18 protein-coding genes are annotated in these 24,949 nt (G+C 37.9%); 15 read left to right on the top strand and 3 right to left on the bottom strand.

The features are described from left to right. The first annotated feature begins 134 nt into the window (after positions 1 to 134). The 11 genes from ACXAGS_RS12140 to ACXAGS_RS12090 all read left to right on the top strand — a co-directional run bounded on the left by ACXAGS_RS12140 (position 135) and on the right by ACXAGS_RS12090 (position 15,707). Positions 135 to 1,319: a 4-hydroxybenzoate 3-monooxygenase gene (locus ACXAGS_RS12140; RefSeq protein WP_474907050.1), complete on the top strand. Its 1,185-nt coding sequence runs from the start codon at positions 135 to 137 to the stop codon at positions 1,317 to 1,319. 10 nt (positions 1,320 to 1,329) lie between these two features. Then, on the top strand, positions 1,330 to 2,394 hold the full coding sequence (locus ACXAGS_RS12135; RefSeq protein ID WP_474907049.1) for an aromatic ring-hydroxylating dioxygenase subunit alpha: 1,065 nt from the start codon (positions 1,330 to 1,332) through the stop codon (positions 2,392 to 2,394). A gap of 1 nt (position 2,395) precedes the next feature. Next, positions 2,396 to 3,382, top strand: a complete 987-nt coding sequence (locus tag ACXAGS_RS12130) for a PDR/VanB family oxidoreductase (protein ID WP_474907048.1) — start codon at positions 2,396 to 2,398, stop codon at positions 3,380 to 3,382. A gap of 6 nt (positions 3,383 to 3,388) precedes the next feature. Further along, on the top strand, positions 3,389 to 4,555 hold the full coding sequence (gene pcaDC, locus ACXAGS_RS12125; RefSeq protein WP_474907047.1) for a bifunctional 3-oxoadipate enol-lactonase/4-carboxymuconolactone decarboxylase PcaDC: 1,167 nt from the start codon (positions 3,389 to 3,391) through the stop codon (positions 4,553 to 4,555). Further along, complete coding sequence (pcaH, locus tag ACXAGS_RS12120; protein ID WP_474907046.1) at positions 4,548 to 5,243, top strand: protocatechuate 3,4-dioxygenase subunit beta; 696 nt, start codon at positions 4,548 to 4,550, stop codon at positions 5,241 to 5,243. Before pcaDC ends, pcaH begins: the two co-directional genes overlap by 8 nt. 2 nt (positions 5,244 to 5,245) lie before the next feature. Beyond that, the gene (locus ACXAGS_RS12115) at positions 5,246 to 5,788 is read left to right on the top strand and encodes a peptidase associated/transthyretin-like domain-containing protein (RefSeq protein WP_474907045.1); all 543 of its coding nucleotides are present in this window, start codon (positions 5,246 to 5,248) and stop codon (positions 5,786 to 5,788) included. Continuing rightward, positions 5,781 to 7,028, top strand: coding sequence for a lyase family protein (locus ACXAGS_RS12110; protein WP_474907044.1), 1,248 nt, complete (start codon positions 5,781 to 5,783; stop codon positions 7,026 to 7,028). The genes ACXAGS_RS12115 and ACXAGS_RS12110 overlap by 8 nt, the downstream gene beginning before the upstream one ends. A 10-nt stretch (positions 7,029 to 7,038) precedes the next feature. After that, positions 7,039 to 8,247: a 3-oxoadipyl-CoA thiolase gene (gene pcaF / locus ACXAGS_RS12105; RefSeq protein WP_474907043.1), complete on the top strand. Its 1,209-nt coding sequence runs from the start codon at positions 7,039 to 7,041 to the stop codon at positions 8,245 to 8,247. Between the two features lie 10 nt (positions 8,248 to 8,257). Further along, positions 8,258 to 9,610, top strand: coding sequence for a 3-oxoacid CoA-transferase (locus tag ACXAGS_RS12100; RefSeq protein ID WP_474907041.1), 1,353 nt, complete (start codon positions 8,258 to 8,260; stop codon positions 9,608 to 9,610). Between the two features lie 336 nt (positions 9,611 to 9,946). Continuing rightward, positions 9,947 to 11,059: a formylglycine-generating enzyme family protein gene (locus ACXAGS_RS12095; RefSeq protein WP_474907039.1), complete on the top strand. Its 1,113-nt coding sequence runs from the start codon at positions 9,947 to 9,949 to the stop codon at positions 11,057 to 11,059. Positions 11,060 to 11,264: 205 nt separating this feature from the next. Next, entirely contained in the window at positions 11,265 to 15,707 is a 4,443-nt protein-coding gene (locus tag ACXAGS_RS12090) for a chemotaxis protein CheB (protein WP_474907037.1), read from the top strand. On the opposite strand, the gene ACXAGS_RS12085 is transcribed toward ACXAGS_RS12090, so the two are convergent. Beyond that, on the bottom strand, positions 15,704 to 16,018 hold the full coding sequence (locus tag ACXAGS_RS12085) for a hypothetical protein (protein WP_474907035.1): 315 nt from the start codon (positions 16,016 to 16,018) through the stop codon (positions 15,704 to 15,706). The genes ACXAGS_RS12090 and ACXAGS_RS12085 overlap by 4 nt on opposite strands. Positions 16,019 to 16,176: 158 nt before the next feature. Between ACXAGS_RS12085 and ACXAGS_RS12080 the strand changes: the two genes are divergently transcribed. Next, complete coding sequence (locus ACXAGS_RS12080) at positions 16,177 to 17,127, top strand: alpha/beta hydrolase fold domain-containing protein (protein WP_474907034.1); 951 nt, start codon at positions 16,177 to 16,179, stop codon at positions 17,125 to 17,127. A 47-nt stretch (positions 17,128 to 17,174) separates the two neighbouring features. Here ACXAGS_RS12080 and ACXAGS_RS12075 read toward each other — a convergent pair whose 3' ends face one another. Together ACXAGS_RS12075 and ACXAGS_RS12070 are read right to left on the bottom strand one after the other, a co-directional pair. After that, positions 17,175 to 18,974 carry a ribonucleoside-diphosphate reductase subunit alpha gene (locus tag ACXAGS_RS12075; RefSeq protein ID WP_474907032.1) on the bottom strand — a complete coding sequence of 600 codons (1,800 nt, stop codon included), beginning with the start codon at positions 18,972 to 18,974 and terminating at the stop codon, positions 17,175 to 17,177. A 6-nt stretch (positions 18,975 to 18,980) separates the two neighbouring features. Further along, complete coding sequence (locus ACXAGS_RS12070) at positions 18,981 to 20,255, bottom strand: ribonucleotide-diphosphate reductase subunit beta (RefSeq protein ID WP_474907031.1); 1,275 nt, start codon at positions 20,253 to 20,255, stop codon at positions 18,981 to 18,983. 412 nt (positions 20,256 to 20,667) lie between these two features. On the opposite strand from ACXAGS_RS12070, the gene galK reads away from it, so the two are divergent. The 3 genes from galK (at position 20,668) to ACXAGS_RS12055 (ending at position 24,569) form a co-directional block, all read left to right on the top strand. Next, positions 20,668 to 21,807: a galactokinase gene (gene galK / locus ACXAGS_RS12065; protein ID WP_474907030.1), complete on the top strand. Its 1,140-nt coding sequence runs from the start codon at positions 20,668 to 20,670 to the stop codon at positions 21,805 to 21,807. Beyond that, positions 21,791 to 22,828, top strand: a complete 1,038-nt coding sequence (locus ACXAGS_RS12060; protein ID WP_474907028.1) for a UDP-glucose--hexose-1-phosphate uridylyltransferase — start codon at positions 21,791 to 21,793, stop codon at positions 22,826 to 22,828. The genes galK and ACXAGS_RS12060 overlap by 17 nt, the downstream gene beginning before the upstream one ends. An 82-nt stretch (positions 22,829 to 22,910) precedes the next feature. Continuing rightward, a complete protein-coding gene (locus tag ACXAGS_RS12055; protein WP_474907027.1) occupies positions 22,911 to 24,569 on the top strand; it encodes a glycerol-3-phosphate dehydrogenase/oxidase in 1,659 nt (552 codons plus the stop codon). The last annotated feature ends 380 nt before the right edge of the window (positions 24,570 to 24,949 follow it).

Raw genomic sequence — 24,949 nt, 5'->3', positions numbered from 1 at the left:
TTAATTGTACTTAAAAATAGAGTTAAAAGTCATATAATTCACTATTAATGTTTGATATATACAAGTTTTGGATATTTTTCTACCTGATTTTAGAACCCGTCTTTTCTACATTTGGTTACATCGAAATGATGACTATGAAAAAGTTAACGACTAAAGTGGGAATTATAGGTGCGGGACCTGCCGGACTAACACTTTCCAAACAATTGCATGCATGGGGCATTGACAATATTGTTTTAGAGAATCGAAGTCGCGATTATGTTGAAAACAGATTGCGTGCTGGGCTTTTGGAACAAGGTACCGTTGACTTATTAAATGAGCTTGGGGTAGCAGATAATCTAGAAGAAAATGGCATACCTCATCATGGGGTGTTGTTAAGTTTTAATGGCGAACGGGCGCATATTCCTTTTGAAGAATTGACAGGAGGTCGAAGGATAACCATTTACGGACAACGTTTTGTAGTAAGAGACCTTATTGCCGATTTGGTTGATAAAAACAACAAACAGATTTTGTTTGAAGCCGAAGCGACCAAAATTGAAAATGTAGACACTGATAAGCCGGTGATTCATTTTACCCATGATGGGGAAGACTCCGAGCTGCACTGCCAATTTGTGGCCGCTTGTGACGGCTACCACGGAGTCGGCAGAAAAACCTTGCCCACGGGTAGTTTTAATCGTTTTGATATTGAATACCCTTTTAGCTGGCTCGGCATATTGGCCGAAACTCCACCTTCTTCAGATGAATTAATTTACGCTTTCCATGAAGAGGGTTTTGCACTTTTAAGTTATCGTTCTCCCACAGTCAGTCGTTTGTATTTGCAAGTTGATAATGATGACCACGTTGATAATTGGTCCGATGAGCGCATTTGGAAAAATCTACATAAGCGTTTGGCAGCTCCTGGGTTTACTTTGAATGAAGGGCCAATCATTCAAAAAAGTATAACCCCAATGCGTAGTTACATGATAGATAGTATGCAATGCGGTCGAATGTTTTTAGCGGGTGATGCCGCTCATATTGTACCGCCTACGGGAGGTAAAGGTCTAAATCTTGCCGTTGCCGATATTAAAACCTTGTCTGTGGCATTACGCCTGTATTTTGAAAATAATGACGATGGAAAGCTAAAGACATACACGCAAGACTGTTTAAAACGTGTTTGGCGTTACCAACATTTTTCAAATATGATGACCCAGCAGTTTCATAAACACCATGAGGATGGGTCTTTTGATTATAACTTACAAAAATCACAATTCAATTACATAAAAAGTTCGTTGGCAATGCGTACCACCATTGCAGAGAATTACGTTGGAATTGAACACGTTTAAAAAAGAAATTATGAGTACATCTACTTTTACAATGAACCAGTCATTTCCTATGAATGCCTGGTATGCCGTAGCTTGGGATGTGGAGGTGAAAAATGAGTTGCTTCCTCGCACTGTTTGTAATAAAAAACTGGTGCTTTATCGTAAAAAAGACGGTGAGGTCGTGGTATTGGAAGACGCGTGTTGGCATAGACTATTGCCCTTATCCAAAGGGTATTTAAAAGATGATGACAGTTTGGTGTGTGGTTATCACGGTTTAGAGTATAATTGTGAAGGTCGCTGTACCTACATGCCATCACAAGAGACCATTAATCCATCGGCATATGTTAAGTCGTATCCCGTTGAAGAACGACACCGATTTGTTTGGGTATTTATGGGTAATCCCTCTTTGGCCAATCCAGATACTATTCCAGATATGCACTGGAACGATGACCCAGATTGGGCTGGTGATGGAAAAATGATAGAAGTGAAATGCAATTACCGCTTGGTGGTCGATAATTTGATGGACCTAACCCATGAAACCTTTGTGCATGCCGGAAGTATAGGCGACAGAAATGTTGCAGAAGCTCCTTTCGATGTGATTCATGATGATGAAACGGCAACGGTAATCCGTTGGATGAAAGGCATAGACCCACCTCCGTTTTGGAAATCGCAATTGAACAAGGTCATGGATCATGATGGTAGGGTTGACCGATGGCAAATTATCAAATTTCAAGCGCCTTGCACGGTAAATATAGACGTAGGCGTTGCAGTGGAAAACACAGGCGCTCCTAATGGTGATAGGTCGAAAGGAGTAAATGGCTATGTTCTAAATACTATTACCCCATCCACAGAGCAGACCTGTTTGTATTTCTGGGCTTTTGTGCGAAACTACAATCTTAAAGACCAGGCCAATACTATTGAGTTGCGTGAAGGGGTAGCCCGAATTTTTCAGCAAGATGAAGATATTTTAGAGGCCCAACAACAGGCCATTAATAACAACCCGAACAGAGAATTCTACAATCTTAATATAGATGCCGGAGCCATGTGGGCGCGTAGAATTACCGATAAATTAGTAGCTAAAGAAGAAAACGCATAAGATGAGATATCGCAATAGTTGGATACATGCTAAGGTAAGTGCTGTAAGAGAGGTGGCAAAAAACGTACGTGAATTTCAATTGGTGCCAGAGGGTGATACCGTGCCTTTTAGTGTAGGCTCGCATTTAGATTTTTTGTTACCAATAAATAAAAATGTAGAGTTACGCAGCTATTCATTGGTGGGTACCTATAAAAAAAATGAACCCTATACTGTTTCTGTAAAACAATTGCAAAGCAGCAGAGGTGGGTCTGCTTACATGTGGACACTCAAAGTTGGGGACATGGTCAAAATATCGCAACCCACCAATCACTTTGAATTGTCATTGAATACCAAAACCTATCTGCTCATTGCTGGCGGTATCGGTATTACTCCAATTTTGGGTATGGCAGAAGAGCTTTCGAACAAGCCCGATGTTAATTTGACCATGCTCTATTTGGGTAGAAACCCATCCGAAATGCCCTATTTGGAAACCTTGAATACCTTACTTGGCAATCGTTTAAAAACGCATTTCAGTGATGAGGATGGATTCTTTCCTTTGGAAAAAATATTGAATTGGGTAGATGATAAAACACAGGTGTATTTATGTGGTCCCGCACCCTTAATGAATGCGGTCAGAAAAACTTGGGAGCAAAGTAATTATCCCAATGAAAATCTCCGGTTTGAAACTTTTGGCGCTTCGGGTCTTTTTGCTCCACAAAGCTTCAAGGTCACAATTCCTAGATATAACAAAACTTTTGAAGTTAAAGAGCAACAAACCTTGTTGCAGGCCATAGAAGAGCAGGGCATAGAGATGATGTATGATTGTCTGAAAGGTGAATGTGGTTTATGTATGGTCGATATCCAAAAGTTTACCGGTGATATTGACCATAGGGATGTTTTTCTGAGTGAACATGAAAAGGGCGAAAACCAAAAATTATGTACCTGTGTGAGCAGGGTCGCTAACGGAGAACTAAATATTGATGTACCTTATAGAGGTCAACAAGCATAAAACACAATGGCATTTTTAAAAGTACATAACAACGCATTACACTACCAATGGCATGATCAAAAACGGTCAAAAAATATAGTTCTGATTAATTCCCTTGGGTCTAACCTAATGATATGGCACGCCGTTCTACCGATTCTCAAAAAGAATTTTAATGTATTGCTTTTTGATAAGCGAGGCCATGGATTATCTGCTATCAAGAAAGGTAAAGTTTCCATTGACGATTACGCCGATGATGTAATCGTTTTAATGGATTTTTGTGAGATTAAAACAGCTTCAATAGTTGGCCTTTCTATAGGAGGCTTAATAACGTATAGCTTGGTTAGCCGCTACCCCGAAAGATTAGAAAAGTTGATTTTCAGCAATACCGGTGCCAAAATTGGTACTAAAGAAGGATGGGCAGAACGCATTGCGGCTGTAAATGAAAAAGGATTGGATGCCATGGCTCCTGCCATTATTGAAAGATGGTTGTCGCCAAAATATAGAAAAGAGCAACCCGAGGCTACCACAGGCTATACCATAATGGTAGCACAAAATTCCAATCTTGGCTACACACAGGCTTGCGATGCCATAGCTCAAGCGAATTATAGTGCCGTTGCAAAAAACATTAAGAACCCAACCCTTTTTATTGGAGGTTCTGAAGATGTAGGTACCACTCCAGAATTTGTCAAAGAACATGCTTCGCAGATACCTAATAGTACTACCCATATTATTGATGGCGTTGGACATTTGCCGTGTATTGAAGCTCCAGAGGCAGTTGCAAAATGCATTCAAGATTTTTGTTTGGATGATGAAGAGTCATTGTACGATAAGGGTATGAGAACCAGACGTTCAGTTTTGGGTGATGCACACGTAGACAAAGCTGAATGCAATAAAACCGATTTCGATACCGATTTTCAAGAATATATTGTCAATAGTGCTTGGGGCAGTATTTGGTCGCGACCGCATTTGACCAAACGAGAACGTAGTATGATTACCATTGCCCTTTTGGCCGCTTTAGGTCATGAAGAAGAATTAGCTATGCACATTCGGGCTACTAAAAATACTGGAGCCACGCTTGAAGATGTTAAAGAAGTACTCTTACATACTGGTATTTATGCTGGTGTTCCGGTTACGAATGGAGCCTTAAAAATTGCAAAAGAAGTATTGAACATAAAACCAAGTACCGATGAGTAAACGAGATTGGGACATCCATCCACCTTTAATATATCCAGAATATAAGTCCACCAGATTACGCGGACCTAAGAAACCCTTGGTGACCATCAGCGAAGCTTTAATGGAGGCCGCCTTACCCGTATATGGTGAAGATGTACTTGGGGAGTTTGACCACGACCTTACTAAAAATGGTCGCAAAAATGGAGAACCTCTTGGAGAGCGTATTGTAGTTCATGGTACCGTGCGAGATGATTACGGTAGGCCCGTGCCAAATACCTTGATAGAAATTTGGCAGGCCAACGCTGCAGGCAGATACGTGCATAAACTAGATGGGCATGATGCGCCTTTAGATCCTAATTTTTTCGGAGCTGGCCGTGTTATGACCGATAAAAACGGCAAGTATAAATTTTACACCATCAAACCGGGTGCATACCCTTGGGGAAATCATGACAATGCGTGGCGTCCCAACCATATTCATTTTTCATTGTTTGGTACTCATTTAGAAACACGTTTGGTTACCCAAATGTATTTTCCTGGAGACCCTTTATTGAAGTTGGACCCAATTTTTCAGGGCATACCTAAAGCTGGTCAAGAGTTGTTGATTGCTGATTTTAAATTGGAGCACACCGAACCGGAGTTCGCCTTGGGTTATGAGTTTGATATTACGTTGCGTGGACGTAACGAAACCCCATTTGAAAATAAAAAGTAGTAATGAAGCAATTAAAACAAACTCCTTCACAAACCGTCGGGCCTTATTTCGCATATGGTATTACCCCCAAACAATACCAATTTCAACATGGAGAGTTGGCCACAAATATTTTATACAAAAACCAATCTGATGGGGAACGTATAACAATAACAGGTCGTGTATTGGATGGTGATGGAAACGCCGTGAACGATGCGTTGATTGAACTTAGGCAAGACAGCACACCAGCTGGTTTTGGGCGTATGGGCACTGGTACCGAAAGCGATTATTCTTTTCACTTTTCTACATTAAAACCTAGGTCTGATGGTAAGTCCGCACCGCATATCAATGTCACTGTTTTAATGCGTGGTTTGTTGAATCACGTATTCACTCGTATTTATTTCTCTGATGAGGTAATTGCAAATCAACACGACCCTATTTTAAAAAGTATCTCTGACGAAAGACGGCAGACCTTGATTGCAAAAAGAGAAGAGAAAAACGGCAAGATACATTATCATTTTAACATTCATATGCAGGGTACCAACGAAACTGTTTTTTTTGATGCATAAACTATTTTCTAAATATCTCTCAAATTCCGAATTCCGAGAAATTTGTTCCGATGAACAGTTCTTGGCCAAAATGATACGTGTTGAGGTAGCATTGGCACAGGCACAAGCAGAAGAAGGAATTATTCCTGAAGAAGCTGCAAATGCCATAGAAAAGCTGCTTCCTGAACTAAAATTCAATATTGAAGATCTAGCGGAGAATACCGCAAAAAACGGAATTCCGACCATAGGTTTTTTGGCCCAAGCCAAGCAAGAATTGCCAAAAGAATATGCTGGTTTTTTGCACTGGGGCGTAACCTCTCAAGATATTTCAGATACAGCACTAGTGCTTATTTTAAAGGAAGTTTCGGAAGCCGTAAAGTCGGAAATTCAAAGCATTATCAAGGCCTTTGAAATACTGAAAGAAAAACATCAAGGGGTACAACTTGCTGCAAGAACCCGGAACCAAATGGCTGTCCCCGTTTCGTTTCCATTGAAAGTGGATAGCTGGATGAATCCGTTGCAACGGCAATTAAAGCAATGGGAAAGTTTAAGCGAAGATGTCTTTTGTTTACAGCTAGCAGGAGCCGACGGGCAATTAGGAATTTTAGGAGATAAAGCTAAAAACGTTCGAAATAAAGTCGCTAAGAAATTACAGCTTACCCCAGCAGCAGTCTGGCATAACCAGCGCGACCGACTGAGTAATTTTTCTGATGTGTTAAGCACCGTGGCTGCCTCTCTAGGTAAGTTTGGGCAAGATGTATTATCGCTATCACAGACAGAGGTAGGCGAAGTAAAAGAAGGTGTCAAAGGTGGTGGTTCCAGTAGTATGCCACATAAAAATAATCCAGTAAGCAGTGAAGCCCTTGTGGCGTTGAGCTTTGTCGCCATCGATTTTGCTTCGGGAATCAAACGAGCACAAATACACAAGAACGAACGTGATGGTGTAGCATTGGCTATCGAGTGGTTGGTATGGCCCAAATTCATAGAAACAATAGGTGCTTGTTTGCAAAAAGCAAAACAAATAGCCAATGAGCTTCAAGTTGATGCTGAACGAATGAAAGGGAATATCGAAACCCAATCAGGATTGCTTCAATCGGAAAAGGCAACCTATGTTTTGGCAGCACATCTGGGCAAAGACCAAGCAAAACAAAAAGTAGCGGATGCCGCTCAACTAGTACAACAGCATGGCATAACGCTAACAGATGCTTTACAACAATTAACTTCAGAATTTAACATCGATTGGAAATCGATTTTACGATAAAAACAAACAAATGAAAGAAGCCTATATTATCGATGGAATTCGTACGGCATTTGGTAGCTTTAGGGGCAGTTTATCGCCCGTTAGAGCAGACGATTTGGCTGCAATTCCCATAAAAGAACTCCTCAAAAGAAATCCTGAGATTCCCGCAGATGATTTCGATGATGTTATTCTCGGTTGTGCAAACCAAGCTGGTGAAGACAATAGAAATGTTGCGCGGATGGCCTTGCTCTTGGCAGGCATGCCTTTTACTGTTCCTGGCGAGACCGTTAACCGCTTGTGTTCTTCGGGTATGTCTGCCATAGTGCATGCTCAAAGAGCAATAAAAGCTGGAGATGGAGATGTGTTTATTGCCGGTGGGGTAGAACATATGACACGAGGACCTTGGGCTATTTCAAAATCTTCAAAACCCTTTGGTAACGATAGCAAAATCTATGATAGTAGTTTTGGCTGGCGCTTTATCAATCCGAAAATGCAAGAGTTGTACGGTACAGAAGCCATGGGCAATACAGCAGAGAACTTGGTTGAGAAATATGACATTTCCAGAGAAGATCAAGACCAGTTCGCTTATGCTACACAAATGAAAGCCAAAAAAGCACAAAAGTCCGGTAGATTGGCAAAAGAAATTGTAAAAGTTAGTATTCCGCAGAGAAAAGCTGACCCAGCGGTGTTTGATACGGATGAATTCATCAAACCAAATACAACCCCGGAAATCTTGGCTAAACTTCGCACTGCCTTCAAAAAGGAAGGCGGTACGGTAACGGCGGGTAACGCTTCAGGTTTAAACGATGGTGCGGCAGCGACCATTATTGCTTCGGGTGATGCCGTAAAAAAATACAATCTAAAACCCATGGCCAAAATTGTGGCCTCTGCGGTAGCAGGCGTTGAACCACGGATAATGGGAATTGGTCCTGTAGAAGCGAGTAAAAAAGCACTCCAAAAAGCAGGACTTACCTTATCAGACATCGATATTATTGAACTTAATGAAGCTTTTGCCGCACAGGCCTTAGCGTGTACCAGAGCCCTTGGTTTAAAAGACGATGACCCTAGGATTAACCCCAATGGAGGTGCTATTGCCATAGGACATCCGCTAGGAGCTTCGGGTACTCGAATCACCTATTCTGCAGCCTTGGAATTGGTAGAAAAACAAAAGAAATATGCACTGGCCACAATGTGTGTTGGGGTTGGGCAAGGCTATGCAATCATTCTTGAACGCGTTTAAATAAATAACAATGCAAAAGAAACCACAAATAACAGCGGAAGAGGCTGCCAAAATGGTGAATTCTGGAGATACCCTATTATGCGGAGGTTTTGGTATGACAGGCGCACCAGTACATTTATTACATGCGTTAGCAGCAACCAAAACAAAAGAATTGACCTTTATTGGCAATAATGTAGGAGAATCCAATCTTGGAGGCGGTCGCTTGCTGAATAACGGGCAGATAAAGAAAATGGTTGGATCTTATTTTACCAGTAACAAAGATGCTGTAGCTGCGGCTCAAGAAGGTAGGGTAGAATATGAATTATTACCCCAAGGTACTCTTGCAGAGGCCATGCGTGCTGGTGGTGCAGGCTTGGGTGGTTTTTATACGCCTACCGCTTATGGAACGCTTATTGCCGAAGGCAAGGAAACAAAAAATATTGATGGCAAAGACTATGTTTTTGAAAAGGCGATAAAAGGTAATGTTTCGTTCATTCGCGCCCATAAGGCCGATGAGTTGGGTAATTTGGTGTATCGCAGAACAGAACAGAATTTTAATAAAGGAGCGGCTATGGCTTCTGATTTGGTGATTGCTGAGGTGGAAGAAATCGTACCTGCCGGTAGTATTTCGCCAGATGAAATTCATACTCAAGGTTGTTTTGTTCATTATTTGGTACAAGCACACACAACTATTGAAGAGTTGGGTTCATCGGCATCCATAAATTCTAGTATTAAAAAGGTAGATGAAACTAGAATGCGCATTGCCGAACGTGTGTTAAAAGAATTAAAACCCGGTAATGTGGTAAATCTCGGTATTGGTATTCCTACATTGGTAGCCGATTTGATCAAACCAGAAGACTTAATCAACCTGCATACAGAAAACGGAATGTTGGGTGTGGGTCCTGCACCAACCGATGGTGGCGGAGCTATGGATTATCCGGTTAATGCAGGGAAAATTCCCGTTACAGCTTTAAAAGGTAGCAGTTATTTTGATAGTGCCGATTCTTTTGCCATGATTCGCGGGGGTCAGGTAGATGTCGCCGTGATGGGCGGTCTACAAGTAGATGAAAAAGGAAACTTGGCCAATTGGGCCGTTCCCGGTAAACCACTCTTGGGTGTTGGGGGTGCAATGGATTTGGCCTCTGGAGCCAACAAGCTTATCATCACAATGACACATACTGACCGAAAAGGTCGTCCCAAAATAATCCCGGAATGTACGTTACCTTTGACAGCCTATGGGGCTGTTGATATGATTGTGACGGATAAGGCGGTTTTCGAGTTTATAGAAGGTGCGTTAACTTTAATTGAAATATTACCAGGGAGTAATTTTGAGGAAGTGAAAGCGAAAACAACGGCTAAGTTTGTAAATCAATTAACACATTAAATCAAAACTCCGAGTTTTAGAAATGGTACAAAATAAATGATATGGTCAAAAACTTTTTTAAATAATTGGTTTTAAAAAAATTTTATCTCTAGTATTTAAAAATTGAGCAAGGGTGTTCTTTTGAGAATATTTAAAAATGCGATAAGTAATTATACTTTAGATGTAAGAAGTTTACGATTCAACTATTCTATAATTTTGTTCTACGCGGCATCTATATTTTGTTATTATTTTGGGTAATTAAGATTTGTACTTGTGTTAACTTTGAGGTGCATTTAAGCCCTTTTGATTTATTAGTCTTATTAAATCATGTTACTTTTAATGCTATACTAGCAATGAATGAAATTAAGTGATTTTAAATATATAGCGCTACTTTTAATCGTTATTGGATGTAGGCAAGAAGCCAAAACAAATACTAGCTCTAAAGAAGGTTCAAGTATGGAGCCAACGACGGCTAAATTAGTTTTATCTAAACCTTCTAATATAAAATCACCCGTAAATATGGTCTGGGTAAATGGAGGTACTTTTTACCAAGGTGCATTGCCTAATGATACCATGGCCATGCATCATGAAAAGCCACGACATAAGGTAACCGTAAATGGATTTTTTATAGATACGCATGAAGTTACGAACGACCAATTTGCAGAATTTGTAGCGGCTACAAACTACGTTACCGTTGCAGAAAGAGCTATTTCTTGGGACGAGATGAAAAAACAGCTACCGCCAAATATCCCCAAACCACATGATTCTATTTTACAACCCGGTTCTTTGGTCTTTAAAAAAGCGAAATCTAGCTTACCCAACTTGTATGATTACTCCCAGTGGTGGGAATGGAAAATAGGAGCCAATTGGAGGCAACCTAACGGTCCTGGCAGTTCCATTGAAGGCAAGGGAGATTATCCAGTTGTACAAATAGCTTATGAAGATGCCTTAGCTTATTGTGAATGGAAGGGAAGGCGTTTACCAACAGAGGCAGAATGGGAGTATGCGGCAAGAGCGGAAAAGACAAATGAAGTTTATAGTTGGCCCGGGGGGTTGCAACAGCTAAGCGCCAATGCAAATACGTGGGAGGGAGAATTTCCTGTAGAAAATAAGTTGCAAGATGGGTATGAACGCAGGGCGCCGGTAAAAAGTTATCCCGCTAATGCAAATGGTTTGTATGATATGGCAGGTAATGTTTGGGAATGGACGAGCGATTGGTATCATGTAAACTATTATTCTACTATGGCAGAAATAGAAGATTTAATTAACCCAACTGGTCCAGAAAAAGCATACAATCCTAATAATCCCTATGTACAAGAAAAGGTTATAAAGGGCGGTTCTTTTTTGTGTAGTGCTAGCTATTGTGCTAGTTATCGTATTAGTGCCCGTATGGCTACGGGTTTAGATTCAGGGGCAGAACACCTTGGTTTTAGAACGGTTTTAAGTACAGACATGATAGAAAATAAGTAATACATGGTCTGTTTTTGCCAAACAGGTGTCTTTTTCTTAATGAAATGTTAATAAAACTAAGTCTTTAAAATTATTTATTAATAAAATTCTTACATTTAATTCTGGCATAACCATCTAATAAACAAAAGAATTTAAAATTTTAGTTCGGCATCTTAAAACACACGCACCTTATTTTATCTAATTTTAAACTATAAACTTTTATCGAATGGGGTCTACACAAGATGGTTTTATGGTAGTGGCAATTGGGGCTTCTGCTGGAGGTTTGCAAGCAATACATACTTTTTTTGATGCAATGCCCGCTAGTCCAAATATGGCTTTTATTGTGGTGCAACATTTAGCACCCAATTTTAAAAGCCTAATGCCAGAACTTCTGGCTTCGCACACTAAAATGAAAATTTTTGTTGCCGAAGAAAACCAAGAAATTAAACCAAATTGTATATACCTAAATAATAAAGACAACAATCTTGGCATAGAAGATGGCAAATTTACCTTGTTAAAGAAAGCACCAAGGAAGCAATTAAACTTACCCATAGATATCATTTTTAAAATGGTAGCTAATGCGTACAAAGAAAATGCTGTTGGTGTAGTGTTATCCGGTACTGGTTCAGACGGTTCCAAGGGTATTTTTAATTTAAAAGAGGTTGGTGCAACTATTTATGCACAAGACCCTAAATCTGCAGAGTTTGATGGCATGCCAAAATCTGCCATACATACCAATTGCGTAGATTTTATATTATCGCCCCAAAAAATTGCAGAGAACATATTGTGGCTCGCAAACCAAGAGAGAGATTTTCAAACCCTTATAAATCCGCAAAATGCCACGGTTTATGATACCATACTTACTAAGTTATATAAGAATAGTGGTATCGATTTTAGTAAATACAAACCTAATACCTTAATTAGGAGGATGAACAAACGAATGAGTTTATTGCAATTAAACTCACTTGATGTTTACTATCAGTATTTATTAACAAATGAGGAGGAGTTAAAACTTTTAAGCCAAAGCTTTTTAATTGGCGTAACTTCTTTTTTTAGAAATGTAGATGCGTTCAATAGTTTAAAATTTAGCGTAATTCCAGAATTATTTGCCAATAGATTGCCAGATGATACCATAAGAATATGGATACCGGGTTGCTCTATAGGTAAAGAGGTTTATTCCTTGGCTATTTTATTAGATGACTACCTGCAAAGCCAGGAATCTAATTTAAATTTTAAAATTTTTGCAACAGATATAGATAGGTATGCCCTTAAAAAGGCTGGTAATGGCGTTTTTGGTGTTAATGATACCTCAGAAATTGGCGAGGAATACCTAACAAAATATTTTGTAAAAAAGGGAGACCGTTTTCAAATTATAAAACGCATTAGGGAAAAGATTATTTTTTCTTATCATGATCTTACCAATGACCCTCCTTTTATTCAAATAGATTTAATTTCGTGCCGTAATTTATTGATTTATTTAAACAAGGAAACCAAAGAAAAGATTATTAGTGCTTTTGAATTTTCTTTAAATGATAACGGATTTCTCTTCTTAGGAAATAGTGAGTCTTTGGGTAAAGCAGAACAAAATTTTGCTGTGGTGAACAGTAAACAGAAGATATATAAAATCCAAAATGGTAGAAAATCACTAAAGAATAATCCGTTAAAAATTAAAAGCAAAACGCATTCTAAGATTAACTATTTAAACTTGTCCAATAAAGTGGAGCAAAATCATAATTATACAGCTAAAAAAGAAGTACTTTTTTACAAGCATCTGAGTAAAAAACATGCGCCTGTAACTGTTTATGTAAATGAGGATTATGACGTAATCTTTATGTTGGGCGATTTTCAAAAATGGTTTTCACAGAACGACGGTATTTTTAATAACAATCTCTTAGGATTGGTGCCTTCAGAATTAGCAGGTGTAATCCGTAATGGAGTAAGAAGAGCAAAAACGAGCGATAAGGTAATTACCTATAAAAATCTTTCTTGTGTTGTGGCAAGTGGCCAAATACAAACCAATTTGTATGTAGAAAAGGTACAATTGGAGGCAAACGGCGATTTTTTATATATGTTGCAGTTTGGAGAAAGTATTGGCCAAGAAAATACCGAAGAAGTTGTTTTTAATACTGATGACATATCTGGCTTGGCTCAACAACAAATAGATGATTTAGAGTATGAATTAAGCGAAAAAAAGGAAGAATTAGCTAATATATCCGAGGAATTAGAAACCAGCAACGAAGAGTTACAAAGTTCTAACGAAGAACTAATGTCTTCTAATGAAGAATTGCAAAGTAGCAATGAGGAATTGCAATCTGTAAATGAAGAATTGTACACCGTAAACACAGAGTTTCAAGAAAAAAATAAGGAATTAGAAGAGTTGAACAACGATATGAACAACCTTCTAGACAGTACCAACATTGGTACGCTTTTTTTAGACGAAGCTTTAAAAATAAGAAAGTTTACACCGGCCTTAAAAAAGGTTTTTAAGTTAGAATCTCAAGACATTGGTAGGCCTATTTTTAATTTCTCGTCCGTTTTTGAAGAAGAAGCCCGCATGCGAATTTTAAACAAATCTAAAGATGCACTAACTACCTTCAATACTTTAGAGGAACAATTGTCAGACTCTAATGGTAATTGGTATCTAATTAGGATTTCTCCATTTGTTACTAAAGAAAAAAGAATTTCTGGTGTAGTAATAACTTTTGTGGATATCACGGAAATTAAAAAAGCAGAAGAAGAACTTAAATTAAAAACGCAAGAACTTACCATTGCACAAGAGGTTGCTAAAGTAGGTAGCTGGACCCTTAATATTGCCACCAACGAAGTATATTGGTCAGAAGAGTTATTTAAAATGTATGGCTTAGATCCTAAAGATGGGGTGCCGGCCTATGATGATGAAAATCATAGAAAACTGTTTACACCTAAATCATGGGCAACTCTAGAAAAAGCGGTTAGTAAAACTATAGAAACAGGAGAACCATACGCATTGGAGTTACGTTCCATTAGAAATGATGGTAGTAAAGGTTGGATGTATGCCGTAGGTAGGGCCTTAAAAAATGAGACTGGTGAAACCTCTCATTTACAGGGCATTGCGCAAGATATAACAGAGCGTAAACAACTACGTTCAAAACTGCAAAAGGCAGATGAGTTTGCTGGTAAGATGACGCGGCTTTCCCCTTCTGGCATGTATATCTATGATATGGTAAAGGGATCTAATGTTTTCATGAACGAAGGGTACACCAATATTTTAGGATACACTCCGGCAGATATAGAGAAACTGTCACCAGAAGAATTTTTTAATTTGTTTCACCCAGACGATCAACACCACATAGAAAAGCATATGGCCAAGGTTTTGGAGGGTAAGCTAGAAAATATTGTGGAGTATCGCTTTAAACATAAAAAAGGTAATTGGGTTTGGTGTTACTCTATTGATTCTCCTTTTGAACGAGACGAGCAAGGGAACGTTACTAGTTTCTTTGGAGTATTTATAGATATAACCCAAAAGAAAGAAAATGAAGAAAAGCTTAAAAAAGCACTAGTTGAAGCGAATAGTGCCAATATCTATAAAAACCAGTTTTTGGCCAATATGAGTCATGAAATTAGAACACCCCTCAACGGTTTGGTTGGTTTTTCTAATTTATTAAGAGACCACGATTTAGACGTTAACGATAAAAAGGAATATGTTTCTATTATTGAGAACTGTAGCCAGCAATTATTGAGTCTAGTAGATGATATTATTGACTTATCCAAGATAGAAGCAGGTGAATTGGATATGGATTTTATGCCGTGTGAATTAAACCATATGGTTAGGGAATTGGAGATGACCTTTAATGAAATTAAAAAACAGAAAGAAAAAGATAATCTAGAAATAAAAACCTTTGTACCCAACCCAAATATTCCCGTTAATATTAAGACAGATCCAAATAGATTAAAACAGGTATTAATTAACCTAGTAAACAACGCCATTAAATTTACAGACAGCGGAAGCGTGGAGTTTGGTTATGCGATAAAAGGCGATTTTGTTGAATTTAAGATTAAGGATACGGGTATAGGTATTGCAGAAGAAAATTTAAAACTCATTTTTGAACGTTTTGAAAGAATTGGTTTTCAAAACAATGATAAATACAATGGTAAAGGTCTGGGCTTATCTATTTCTAAAGGTATTATTGGGTTGTTAGGCGGAACAATGGATGTTACTTCTACCCTTGGTAAGGGCAGTGAATTTTCTTTTACCATACCTTATACACTTGTAGAAACGGCTAAACCCATAACAGAAAAATCTATAGTTACCAATTATTCCGATTTGTTTGATGATCACAAGATTTTGGTTGCTGATGATAATCGTATTAATAGGCATTATTTAAAAACATTGCTTAAGCGTACCAAATTATTGGTAGATTATGCAGAAAATGGTGAAGAAGCGGTAAGCATGTTTAGACAAAAACCAGATTATGACATTGTTTTAATGGATATTAGAATGCCAATAATGGACGGTTTTGAGGCTAAGGAGGAAATTGTAAAAATTAATCCCAATGCCAAAGTTATTGCGCAAACCGCACATGCCATGTCTAATGATCGCGAACAATGTTTAAGCAAAGGTTTTGTAGATTATATTGCCAAACCACTAGGTAAAGAAGATTTGTTTGAGGTTATAGCAAAGTGGATTTAAGAATTTATAACTATTGCCTCTGCAAACGTTTGGTTTGGCCAGGCTACTAAATCCTTCTGTATTAAATTAGAAACACTATCCTGTAGTTGAGAAAGGTTGTTTTTTAACTTTTTGGCTATTGGTTCAGGGGTTTCTGCATCAATAAAGACATACCCATTCTTAAGTTGTAAGGTTATAAGCGATTTGTAGTCTAGAAAGTGCTCTGCATTCTTTATTAATATAAGGGTAACTTCAAGGTTAAGTGCATATTCAATATTTAAACGCGAGTAGTCGTCTAGTTTTAATTCGTTCGTATCCCAAATAATATGCATGTCCACCAATTTTAAGTAAAATTACAATTTTAAAACGTAAAATTTACATAAAATTTACATTCAGTTGAGGTCAACTTTAACGCTTAATTGAGTATTAGTTTTAGGGTTATTCGGTTGTTGCAAATATCTTTGTGTATTCTACGTAATTTATTTAGATAATGAGATATATAAAACGATTTACTGTTGTAATTGGGGTTCTAATTTTTTTTACAAACTGTAATGCCCAAAACAAGGATTTAGATAGAAATAAAGAGGCAAAATCTATGCGGAAAATGAATAAATCAGAGCTGCCAGAAAATCTCAGCATCTTTAAAGATCAAGAATACAAAGCTATAAATGGTAAACGTTTATTGTTAGACGTTTACAAAAAAAAGGATGCTGTAAACCCTCCGCTTTTGGTTTGGATTCACGGGGGCGCATGGAAACGGGGTAGTAAAGAAGCGTTCATCAGTAAAAACAATAATTTGGTAAATGCAGTTTTGGATAAAGGGTACGCCCTGGCGTCTATTAATTACAGACTAAGTAGTGACGCTATATTTCCTGCTCAAATACAGGATTGTAACGATGCCATTAACTTTTTGTATAAAAATGCGGATACATATGGTTTTAATAAAGATTCTATTGCTTTAATGGGGAGGTCTGCAGGTGGCCATTTAGCCGCATTGGTGGCTACCTCCAATAACTCTGGTAAAAGTGATTTTATTAGTGATAAAAATGGAATTTTATTCAAAGTAAAGGCATTGGTCGATTTTTTTGGCCCAGCAGATTTGATAAATTTTAAAACCTATGGTACGGACAAGGGTTTAGGTACACCAGAAGCTGAGTTGTTAGGGGGTAGTCCGTTAGCGAAAGAAGCGTTGGCAAGGGCGGCAAGTCCTATCTATTATGTTGATGCGCAAACACCGCCTACCATTTTATTTCATGGTACTGCAGATAGAAACGTACCCACTAATCAAAGCGAACTTTTTAAAAGCGAATTAGACAAGTATAATATACCCAGTGAACTTTATTTGGTAGAAGGGGCTAGACATGGAGACCCTGTTTTTGATACGGAGGTATATGTAACCAAAACAATGCAGTTTTTACAACACTATTTTCCCGTAAAATAAACCATAAAAAAAGGAGGTCCAATAAGGCCTCCTTTTTTTGTAGTGTTTTAAGCTTCACAGCTAACACAGTCTTTCTTCTGCTTAAATTTTTGAGCAGCATTCATACTATGTTGGTAATACAAAGATTTTAGACCTAACTTCCAAGCTGTAACATGTATTTTGTTAACTTCTTTGGTTGGCATTTCTGGGTGTACTATAATATTTACAGACTGCCCTTGGTCTATATGGTTTTGTCTATTGGCCGCTTGGTAAATAATATCCATTTGGTCCAACTCAGAATAGGTTTTAAATACCGCTTTTTCTTCTTCTGTCAAGAAATCCAAGTGTTGTACAGAACCATCTCTATCTCTTATGCTTCTCCACACCTCTGATGTGTTCATGCCTTTTTCTTCCAAAAGTTCCATTAAATAAGGGTTCTTAATGGTAACCTTAATTTTGGCAATATCTTTAACGTAGCAGTTAGACCAGATAGGCTCTATCCCTTGTGATACTTGTCCTAAAATAAAAGCAGACGATGTTGTAGGGGCAACCGCGTTTAAAGTGGTATTACGTCTGCCGTAACCCTCTAGCATTTTTGGTTCTCCAAAGCGTGCGGCAAGCTGCTCTGATGCTTTGTAGGAACGTTCTTTTATTTCCCTGAAAATTTCACTGTTTAAATTATAAGCTTCTTGACTGTTGAAGGCCAATTTTTTAGACTGTAATAAACTATGCCATCCCAAAGCACCTAGGCCTAAGGCTCTGTTTTCTTTGGCAAAATTGTAAGCCCTTTCCATAAACAGGAAGGTTTGCTGGTCATCTCTATTATCAGAGTCTTTGTAAACTTCTAATTTTTCTATGAATTCTGTTATAACCGCATCCAAGAAGTGAATCATGGTTTCAACGGCATCTGTTTCTTTCCATTTATCGTAATGCAACAAGTTAATACTAGAAAGTACGCAAACAAAAGACCAATCTTGGCTAGAAGGCAACATAATTTCTGTACACAAGTTACTGGCATAAATACGCTGGTCCTTGTCTTTGTAAACATCTACTGTACCATCATTGGCATTGTCAGAGAAAAATACGTACGGATAACCCATTTCTCCTCTACATTGCAAAACTTTGGCCCAAATGGTACGTTTTTCTACATCTCCATCTATCATTTCTTGCATCCATTGGTTAGGAACCGTTACACCATGTGTTAATTGCTGTATTGGGTTACCCTCTGTACCAATTTCTAAGAATTCTTTGATATCTGGGTGGTCTATTGGTAAATAAGGAGAAAAACGACCTCTTCTAACAGAGCCTTGGCTTACAACATCTACCATAGACTCGAACAACTGCATTATATGTACCGCACCAGAAGCCTCGCCATTATTTTTTACAGCTGCACCACGATGCCTAATTTTTCCAAAGTAACCAGATGTACCACCACCTAGTTTAGACATCATACCAACTTCGGACTGGGTGTATAATATATTACCCATATCGTCATCTATATGAGAACCAAAGCAGCTAATAGGTAAACCACGTTCTTTACCAAAGTTAGACCAAACCGGCGACGCTAGAGAATAAAACCCTTCTGACATGTAATTGTAGAACTTATCCGCAAATCCAGGCATCTCTAAAATTTGCTCAGCACGTACTGCAATTTCCCTTATTCTACCCTCTGGGGTAACACCTTCCGTTAGGTAACCAGATGCTAAGAATTTTCTACTGTACTCGTTTAACCATTTAAAACCTTCCGTTTCTACTGGTTTTTCTTTTAAATCAGATAAGGCAGATTTTCTTGCATTAACTAAATCTAAAGTGGTGTTGTCTTTTTGTTGTAGGGTTTCTTTCCCTATAGTTTCAGTGTTCTTTTCCATAGCTGCTTAAAATAAATCGTCGCTGGTTATACTTTGTGTTCTCTTGCTGTAGTTGATAGATCTTTTTACAAAGAAATCACCGTGCTTGGTTCCAATAATTTCATCATCGAACCATTCGGTTTGTTCCAATAATTTTTCGTCTACCTCAAATATTTTGCTGATTCCTATACTCTCAAGGGAGTTGTTGAATCTATTTTTGATGAATTCGTTGATAACCTCTTTAGGTAAAAAGTCCAATTCTCCATCCTCAAATATCCAATCCACTATTTTACTTTCTGCAACAAAGGCTTGCTCACAGATTTCTTGTATGGTTTGGTGGTATGTTTCATTGAACCAATGTGGATTTTCTTTCTTAATAATATTGATGATATCTATACCAAAATCGCCATGAATTTGCTCTTCTTTAGAAGTAGCTTCTACCACATTAGATATCCCTTTTAGCATGTTTTTATGCTTGTTAAAGGCCATGATTATCAAGAATTGAGAAAATAAGGATACGTGTTCTATAAACAGGGAAAATAACAAGATAGACTCTGCATATTCTTGGTCATTTTCACTTTTTGCGGTTTTAAGGGCAGCTTCTAAATACTGAACCCTTTTCATGATTACCGGTTTCTTCTTTAGGGTTTCAAACTCTCTGTTTAAACCTAATATTTCCAATAAATGGGAGTAAGCATCATGATGCCTAACTTCACTTTCTGCAAATGTTGAACCAACTGCCCCAATTTCCGGTTTAGGCATTCTTTGATAGATATCTCCCCAAAAGCTTTTTACCGCAACCTCTATCTGAGAGATAGCAAGCATCGTGTTTTTAATAGCACTGCGTTCTACCTCGGTTAATCTAGATTTAAAATCTTGGATATCACTCGTAAAATTGAATTCTGTATGTATCCAATAGGAGTGTCTTATAGCAGAAACATATTCGTATAATTCTGGATACTCAAATGGCTTTAAATTAATACGCTTTTCAAAGATATTGGTAGCCCTTTCCTGTGCTCTTTTATTTCTGTAGATAATGTAAGCTTTAGCCACATCATGAAATTGACTTTCCATTAGGCTATTCTCCACAACATCCTGTACTTCTTCTACCGTTGGAACGTAATCTTTTACTTGATTTTTACGTTCTAACAATCTTAGTTGTACATCATCTGCAATTACTTGAGCATCACCTAGTTGACCATGGTCAACAGCTGTCATTGCTTTCATGATTGCGTTTGTAATCTTGTGTAACTCAAAGGGTTGTGTGCTAAAATCCCTCTTCTTTATCTCAGAAATCTGCATAGGTAAAACGGTTTTTGGAAATTAACTAATGGTTCAGATTGTAAAATTCCTATTTTCTTGCCTACAATTTTCATAAGAAGGAAATGGGTTCTCAACATTTTTATTAACAAAGCGTTAAGAGCTTGTAAAACAAGGGTCTGAAGCGTAATAAAATCATTGAAAAATTCAGAAAAATTTGTTCACTAAAAACTAAGATTATTTATCCACAGGGTTATAAACAGTTCTCACATTGAAGTATAAAAAAGAAGATGTCTTATACAGCTTTTAAACAGCTAAAATTTATAAACGGATTTAAATTTTAAAGGAATGTTTTTTTGTCTGCGTTTAAATAAATGTAAATTGCACACCTAAAAAAATACCTATTTCCGTAAAGGCTTACTTTTTCCAAGGAAATAAAGGAAAATTAAAATGTATGGGTGGCGAAAATAGCTTAACCATTGTTTCTCCAGGAAGAATAAATTTAATTGGGGAACATGTAGATTATAATGATGGGTTTGTGTTGCCTGCCGCAATTGCGCAACATATTCAATTTAAGATAAGTAAGAACGGAACAACCAATAAAGCTACGGTTCGCAGTAAGGGTTTTGAAGGAATTTTAGAAATTAACTTAAACGCAATTGCACCAAGACAAGCAGGTTGGGAAAATTATCTGCTGGGTGTTATTAACGAAATACAACAATTAACAGATGGTATTTCTGGCTTTGATTGTGAAATTCAAAGTTTTTTACCCGTGGGTTCCGGTGTAAGTTCTTCTGCCGCTTTGGAATGTGGTTTTGCATTTGCCATTAATGAGTTGTTTGATTTAGGTCTGGACCGTTGGCAAATAGTTAAGTTGAGCCAACGAGCAGAACACAATTATGTTGGTACCAAATGTGGTATTATGGATCAGTTTGCATCGGTAATGGGTAAAGAGGGCTATGCCATGTTGTTGGATTGCAAATCCTTAGACTTTGATTATGTTCCGGCAAACTTTGATCCCTACGTGCTTTTGTTACTAAATTCTAATGTTACCCATGATTTAGCCACGGGAGCCTATAATACAAGAAGACAACAATGCGAAGATGGGTTGTCTTTTTTAGTTTCTAAATACGGGACTGCTCCTTCTTTTAGAAACGTTACTATAGCTATGCTAAATGAGAGTAAGTCTCAATTGGATGCCACGGTATTTAATCGCTGCTATTATGTAGTAGAAGAAATTGCTCGCGTACAAAAGGCTAAAACGCTTTTAAAAGAAAATAATTTGAAGGCTTTTGGAGAACTTATGTACCAAACCCATGAGGGTTTAAAAAATAAATACGAAGTAAGCTGTAAAGAATTAGATTTTTTGGTTGATATGGCCAAGAAAGAAAATGGAATACTTGGTTCTAGAATTATGGGTGGTGGTTTTGGAGGTTGCACCATAAATTTGATTCATAAAGATTGCGTAAATCAATTTATAGATAAGGCCAGTACAGCATATAATAAGGAATATGGTTTGGAACTTACCGCATTTGAGACCCTGCCAAGTAATGGAACTACCTTAATTAAAGAAAATCATGAAATTGGATTATAACGAGCATCCACATAGAAGATACAACATATTAACGGGAGAATGGGTTTTGGTTTCACCGCACCGTACCAAACGGCCGTGGCAAGGCAAACAAGAAAAGTTACCGGAAGTCAAAAGACCTACATACGATCCCACATGCTATCTATGTCCGGGAAATACTAGGGCAGGTGGGGAGCAAACCCCAAAGTATAAGTCGGTCTACAGTTTTACCAATGATTTTTCGGCTTTGTTGGCAGATACCCCTACTACTTTGGAAGAAGATGGCTTGTTAAAAGCGAAGGGCGAAACTGGAATTTGTAAGGTGGTCTGTTTTTCTCCAGACCATAGCTTAACCCTACCTTTAATGGAGCATAAAGCTATTGCAGCTGTAATTGCGTTATGGCAAAAAGAATATAGTGAACTGGGTGGCAAACCTGATATTAACCATGTTCAAATTTTTGAGAACAAAGGTGCTATGATGGGGTGTAGTAATCCGCATCCACATGGGCAAATTTGGGCACAATATTCCATACCACAAGAAGTAGCGCGCAAAACAAAGATGCAAAAGACCTATTTTGAAAAAAATGGTTCCAGTCTTTTGGGCGATTATCTACAACAAGAGCTTGACAAAGACGAACGTGTTCTGTTTCAAAATGAACATTTTGTTGCGTTAATTCCTTTTTGGGCGGTTTGGCCATACGAAGCTATGATTGCGCCTAAAAAACAAATTCAAAATATAGCAGCGCTCACAGAAGAGCAAGCTATGGCTTTTGCAGAGGCCATTAAGGTGGTTACCACCAAATTTGACAATTTATTTGAGGTCTCTTTTCCCTATTCTTCAGGAATGCACCAAGCACCAACAGATGTAGATCATCCAGAATGGCATTTTCACATGAGTTTTTACCCACCTTTGCTACGTTCGGCTACGGTTAAAAAATTCATGGTAGGTTATGAAATGTTTGGTAACCCACAAAGGGATATTACCGCAGAGCAGGCAGCAGAAAAATTAAAGGGATTATCTAGTACGCATTATAGCTTAAAATAGCCGCTTACGGACATCTTGCCCTAAGGAAAATTTTTTGTTGTATTTTTCTGATCGCTTTCCGTAAAATAGAAGGTGTTTAGCTATGCAGAAGACCAAGAAATTTTCATTAAAAACCAGGAGTAAAGTTTTAGATAGGGCAAAAGAAGAAACTTTTGACTTAATAATTATTGGTGGCGGTGTTACCGGAGCCGGTATTTTATTAGATGCTGCCTCAAGAGGTTTAAAAACCCTTTTGTTAGAAAAAGGAGACTTTGCCTCTGGTACCAGTAGTAAATCTACAAAGCTAATTCATGGTGGTCTACGCTATTTAAAACAGATGGATTTTGGTTTAGTGCATGAAGTTGGTACGGAACGGGCCATTGTTCATGATTTAGCGCCGCACTTGGTGGTACCCGAGAAAATGCTTTTGCCCCTAACAGAAAATGGTGCGTATAGCAAATGGCTAACCTCTATTGGTTTAATGGTCTATGATTTATTGGCAAAGGTTACCGGTGACGATAAGCGTAAAATGCTAAATACCAAAGAGGCTTTAAAAAAGGAACCGCTACTACCCGTAAAAGGTCTTACAGGAGCTGGTTACTATGCAGAATACCGTACAGATGATGCCCGTTTAACTATGGAAATTATTAAAACGGCAAGAAACTATGGCGGCATGGCCACTAATTATACAGAGGTGGTTGGTTTTGTCTATGGAACCGATAATAAGGTTAAGGGAGTAACGATAAAAGATTTTGTCAGTGGGCAAAATATTACCATACAAACAAATTATGTGGTTAGTGCCGCTGGTCCTTGGGTAGATGATTTAAGGCAGACTGATAAGTCTAAAAAAGGAAAGCGTTTGCACTTAACCAAAGGTGTGCACTTAGTTGTGCCACATAAAAAATTTCCGGTACAACAGTCTGTTTATTTTGATGTGCCAGATGGTAGAATGATGTTTGCCATACCTAGGGGTAAAATTACATATTTTGGCACCACAGATACCAATTATGATGGCGATAAAGAGAATGTATTGGCCAATAAGGAAGATGTAGATTACTTATTAAACGGAGTAAACTCCATGTTCCCAACCGTTAATCTTAAGCAAAAGCACGTAATATCTTCATGGGCAGGCTTAAGACCTTTAATTCATGAGGACGGCAAGTCTGCATCTGAACTTTCCAGAAAAGATGAAGTATTTGAATCTAAAACGGGTCTTATTAGTATTGCCGGTGGTAAATTAACAGGTTATAGAAAAATGGCTGAGCGTATTGTGGATTTGGTGGCCAAGAAAGCAAAGAAAAACCATAAAAAAGAACTTAACAATTGTATTACGGATGCCATACCGTTATGCGGTAATGATTTTAAAAAATACAAACAAGTAAAAAAATACACGGTTAAGCTCACACAAAAGCTAAAGGCGGAAAACCTTTCTGCTTATGATGCTTGGTATCTGGTTAGTAATTATGGAAAACAAGCCAATCAAATCTGGACTATTTATAATGAGTTGGACCCTGTAGAGTCTAAGTTGAGGTTGGGTAAGGCAGAGTTGCAGTTTACCTTGCAACACGAAATGGTAACCAGCCCTATAGATTTCTTTGTTAGGCGTACCGGTAGATTGTATTTTGATATAGAAAGTATACCTTATCTATGGAATGGTTTAAAGGTTGATTTTAAGAATGCATTGGATTGTACGGATGAAGAATTAAATGCCTATGAAGACGAATTAAATAATTTGATTAAAGAACACTCCAAATTCAAATAAGATACACTTTTTGTATAATCAAAACTAATGCTAAATCATTGTGAATCATATTTTTAAAATTTTTTTTAAAAAAATATAAAAATAACCTTCAAAAAGTTTGCAGCATTGATTTTTTAGCTATGTTTGCCCCGTTAAATGAGTCCAACTAATTAACCGGACGCATTGCCTTTTTATTGAAAACTTTTTTCATGTTCGGGCCTTTGGGGATAAGGAAGTCTACCCAAAAAGCTGTTCTAAGATTAGGACTCCGGATACTAGGGCTGACTTCTAAAGACCGCTTGTTATCAGGACGTGCAACTGTCTTAAATCGCACGTTTAAACCGTATACCGTTTTTGAATTTCGTATCTGAATATTCTTGTTATTCTCTCGTGTTTTTTAG

The organism is Croceivirga sp. ABH4_376, assembly GCF_056160685.1.
The sequence above is the reverse complement of the archived record's forward strand: the minus strand, read 5'-3'. Positions and strand labels throughout refer to the sequence as shown.

Bases quoted from the DNA above. Each gene is read 5' to 3' on its own strand.
- ACXAGS_RS12140 (WP_474907050.1), top strand. From the start codon at position 135: ATGAAAAAGTTAACGACTAAAGTGGGAATTATAGGTGCGGGACCTGCC.
- ACXAGS_RS12135 (WP_474907049.1), top strand. From the start codon at position 1,330: ATGAGTACATCTACTTTTACAATGAACCAGTCATTTCCTATGAATGCC.
- ACXAGS_RS12130 (WP_474907048.1), top strand. From the start codon at position 2,396: ATGAGATATCGCAATAGTTGGATACATGCTAAGGTAAGTGCTGTAAGA.
- pcaDC (WP_474907047.1), top strand. From the start codon at position 3,389: ATGGCATTTTTAAAAGTACATAACAACGCATTACACTACCAATGGCAT.
- pcaH (WP_474907046.1), top strand. From the start codon at position 4,548: ATGAGTAAACGAGATTGGGACATCCATCCACCTTTAATATATCCAGAA.
- ACXAGS_RS12115 (WP_474907045.1), top strand. From the start codon at position 5,246: ATGAAGCAATTAAAACAAACTCCTTCACAAACCGTCGGGCCTTATTTC.
- ACXAGS_RS12110 (WP_474907044.1), top strand. From the start codon at position 5,781: ATGCATAAACTATTTTCTAAATATCTCTCAAATTCCGAATTCCGAGAA.
- pcaF (WP_474907043.1), top strand. From the start codon at position 7,039: ATGAAAGAAGCCTATATTATCGATGGAATTCGTACGGCATTTGGTAGC.
- ACXAGS_RS12100 (WP_474907041.1), top strand. From the start codon at position 8,258: ATGCAAAAGAAACCACAAATAACAGCGGAAGAGGCTGCCAAAATGGTG.
- ACXAGS_RS12095 (WP_474907039.1), top strand. From the start codon at position 9,947: ATGAAATTAAGTGATTTTAAATATATAGCGCTACTTTTAATCGTTATT.
- ACXAGS_RS12090 (WP_474907037.1), top strand. From the start codon at position 11,265: ATGGGGTCTACACAAGATGGTTTTATGGTAGTGGCAATTGGGGCTTCT.
- ACXAGS_RS12085 (WP_474907035.1), bottom strand. From the start codon at position 16,018: ATGCATATTATTTGGGATACGAACGAATTAAAACTAGACGACTACTCG.
- ACXAGS_RS12080 (WP_474907034.1), top strand. From the start codon at position 16,177: ATGAGATATATAAAACGATTTACTGTTGTAATTGGGGTTCTAATTTTT.
- ACXAGS_RS12075 (WP_474907032.1), bottom strand. From the start codon at position 18,974: ATGGAAAAGAACACTGAAACTATAGGGAAAGAAACCCTACAACAAAAA.
- ACXAGS_RS12070 (WP_474907031.1), bottom strand. From the start codon at position 20,255: ATGCAGATTTCTGAGATAAAGAAGAGGGATTTTAGCACACAACCCTTT.
- galK (WP_474907030.1), top strand. From the start codon at position 20,668: ATGGGTGGCGAAAATAGCTTAACCATTGTTTCTCCAGGAAGAATAAAT.
- ACXAGS_RS12060 (WP_474907028.1), top strand. From the start codon at position 21,791: ATGAAATTGGATTATAACGAGCATCCACATAGAAGATACAACATATTA.
- ACXAGS_RS12055 (WP_474907027.1), top strand. From the start codon at position 22,911: ATGCAGAAGACCAAGAAATTTTCATTAAAAACCAGGAGTAAAGTTTTA.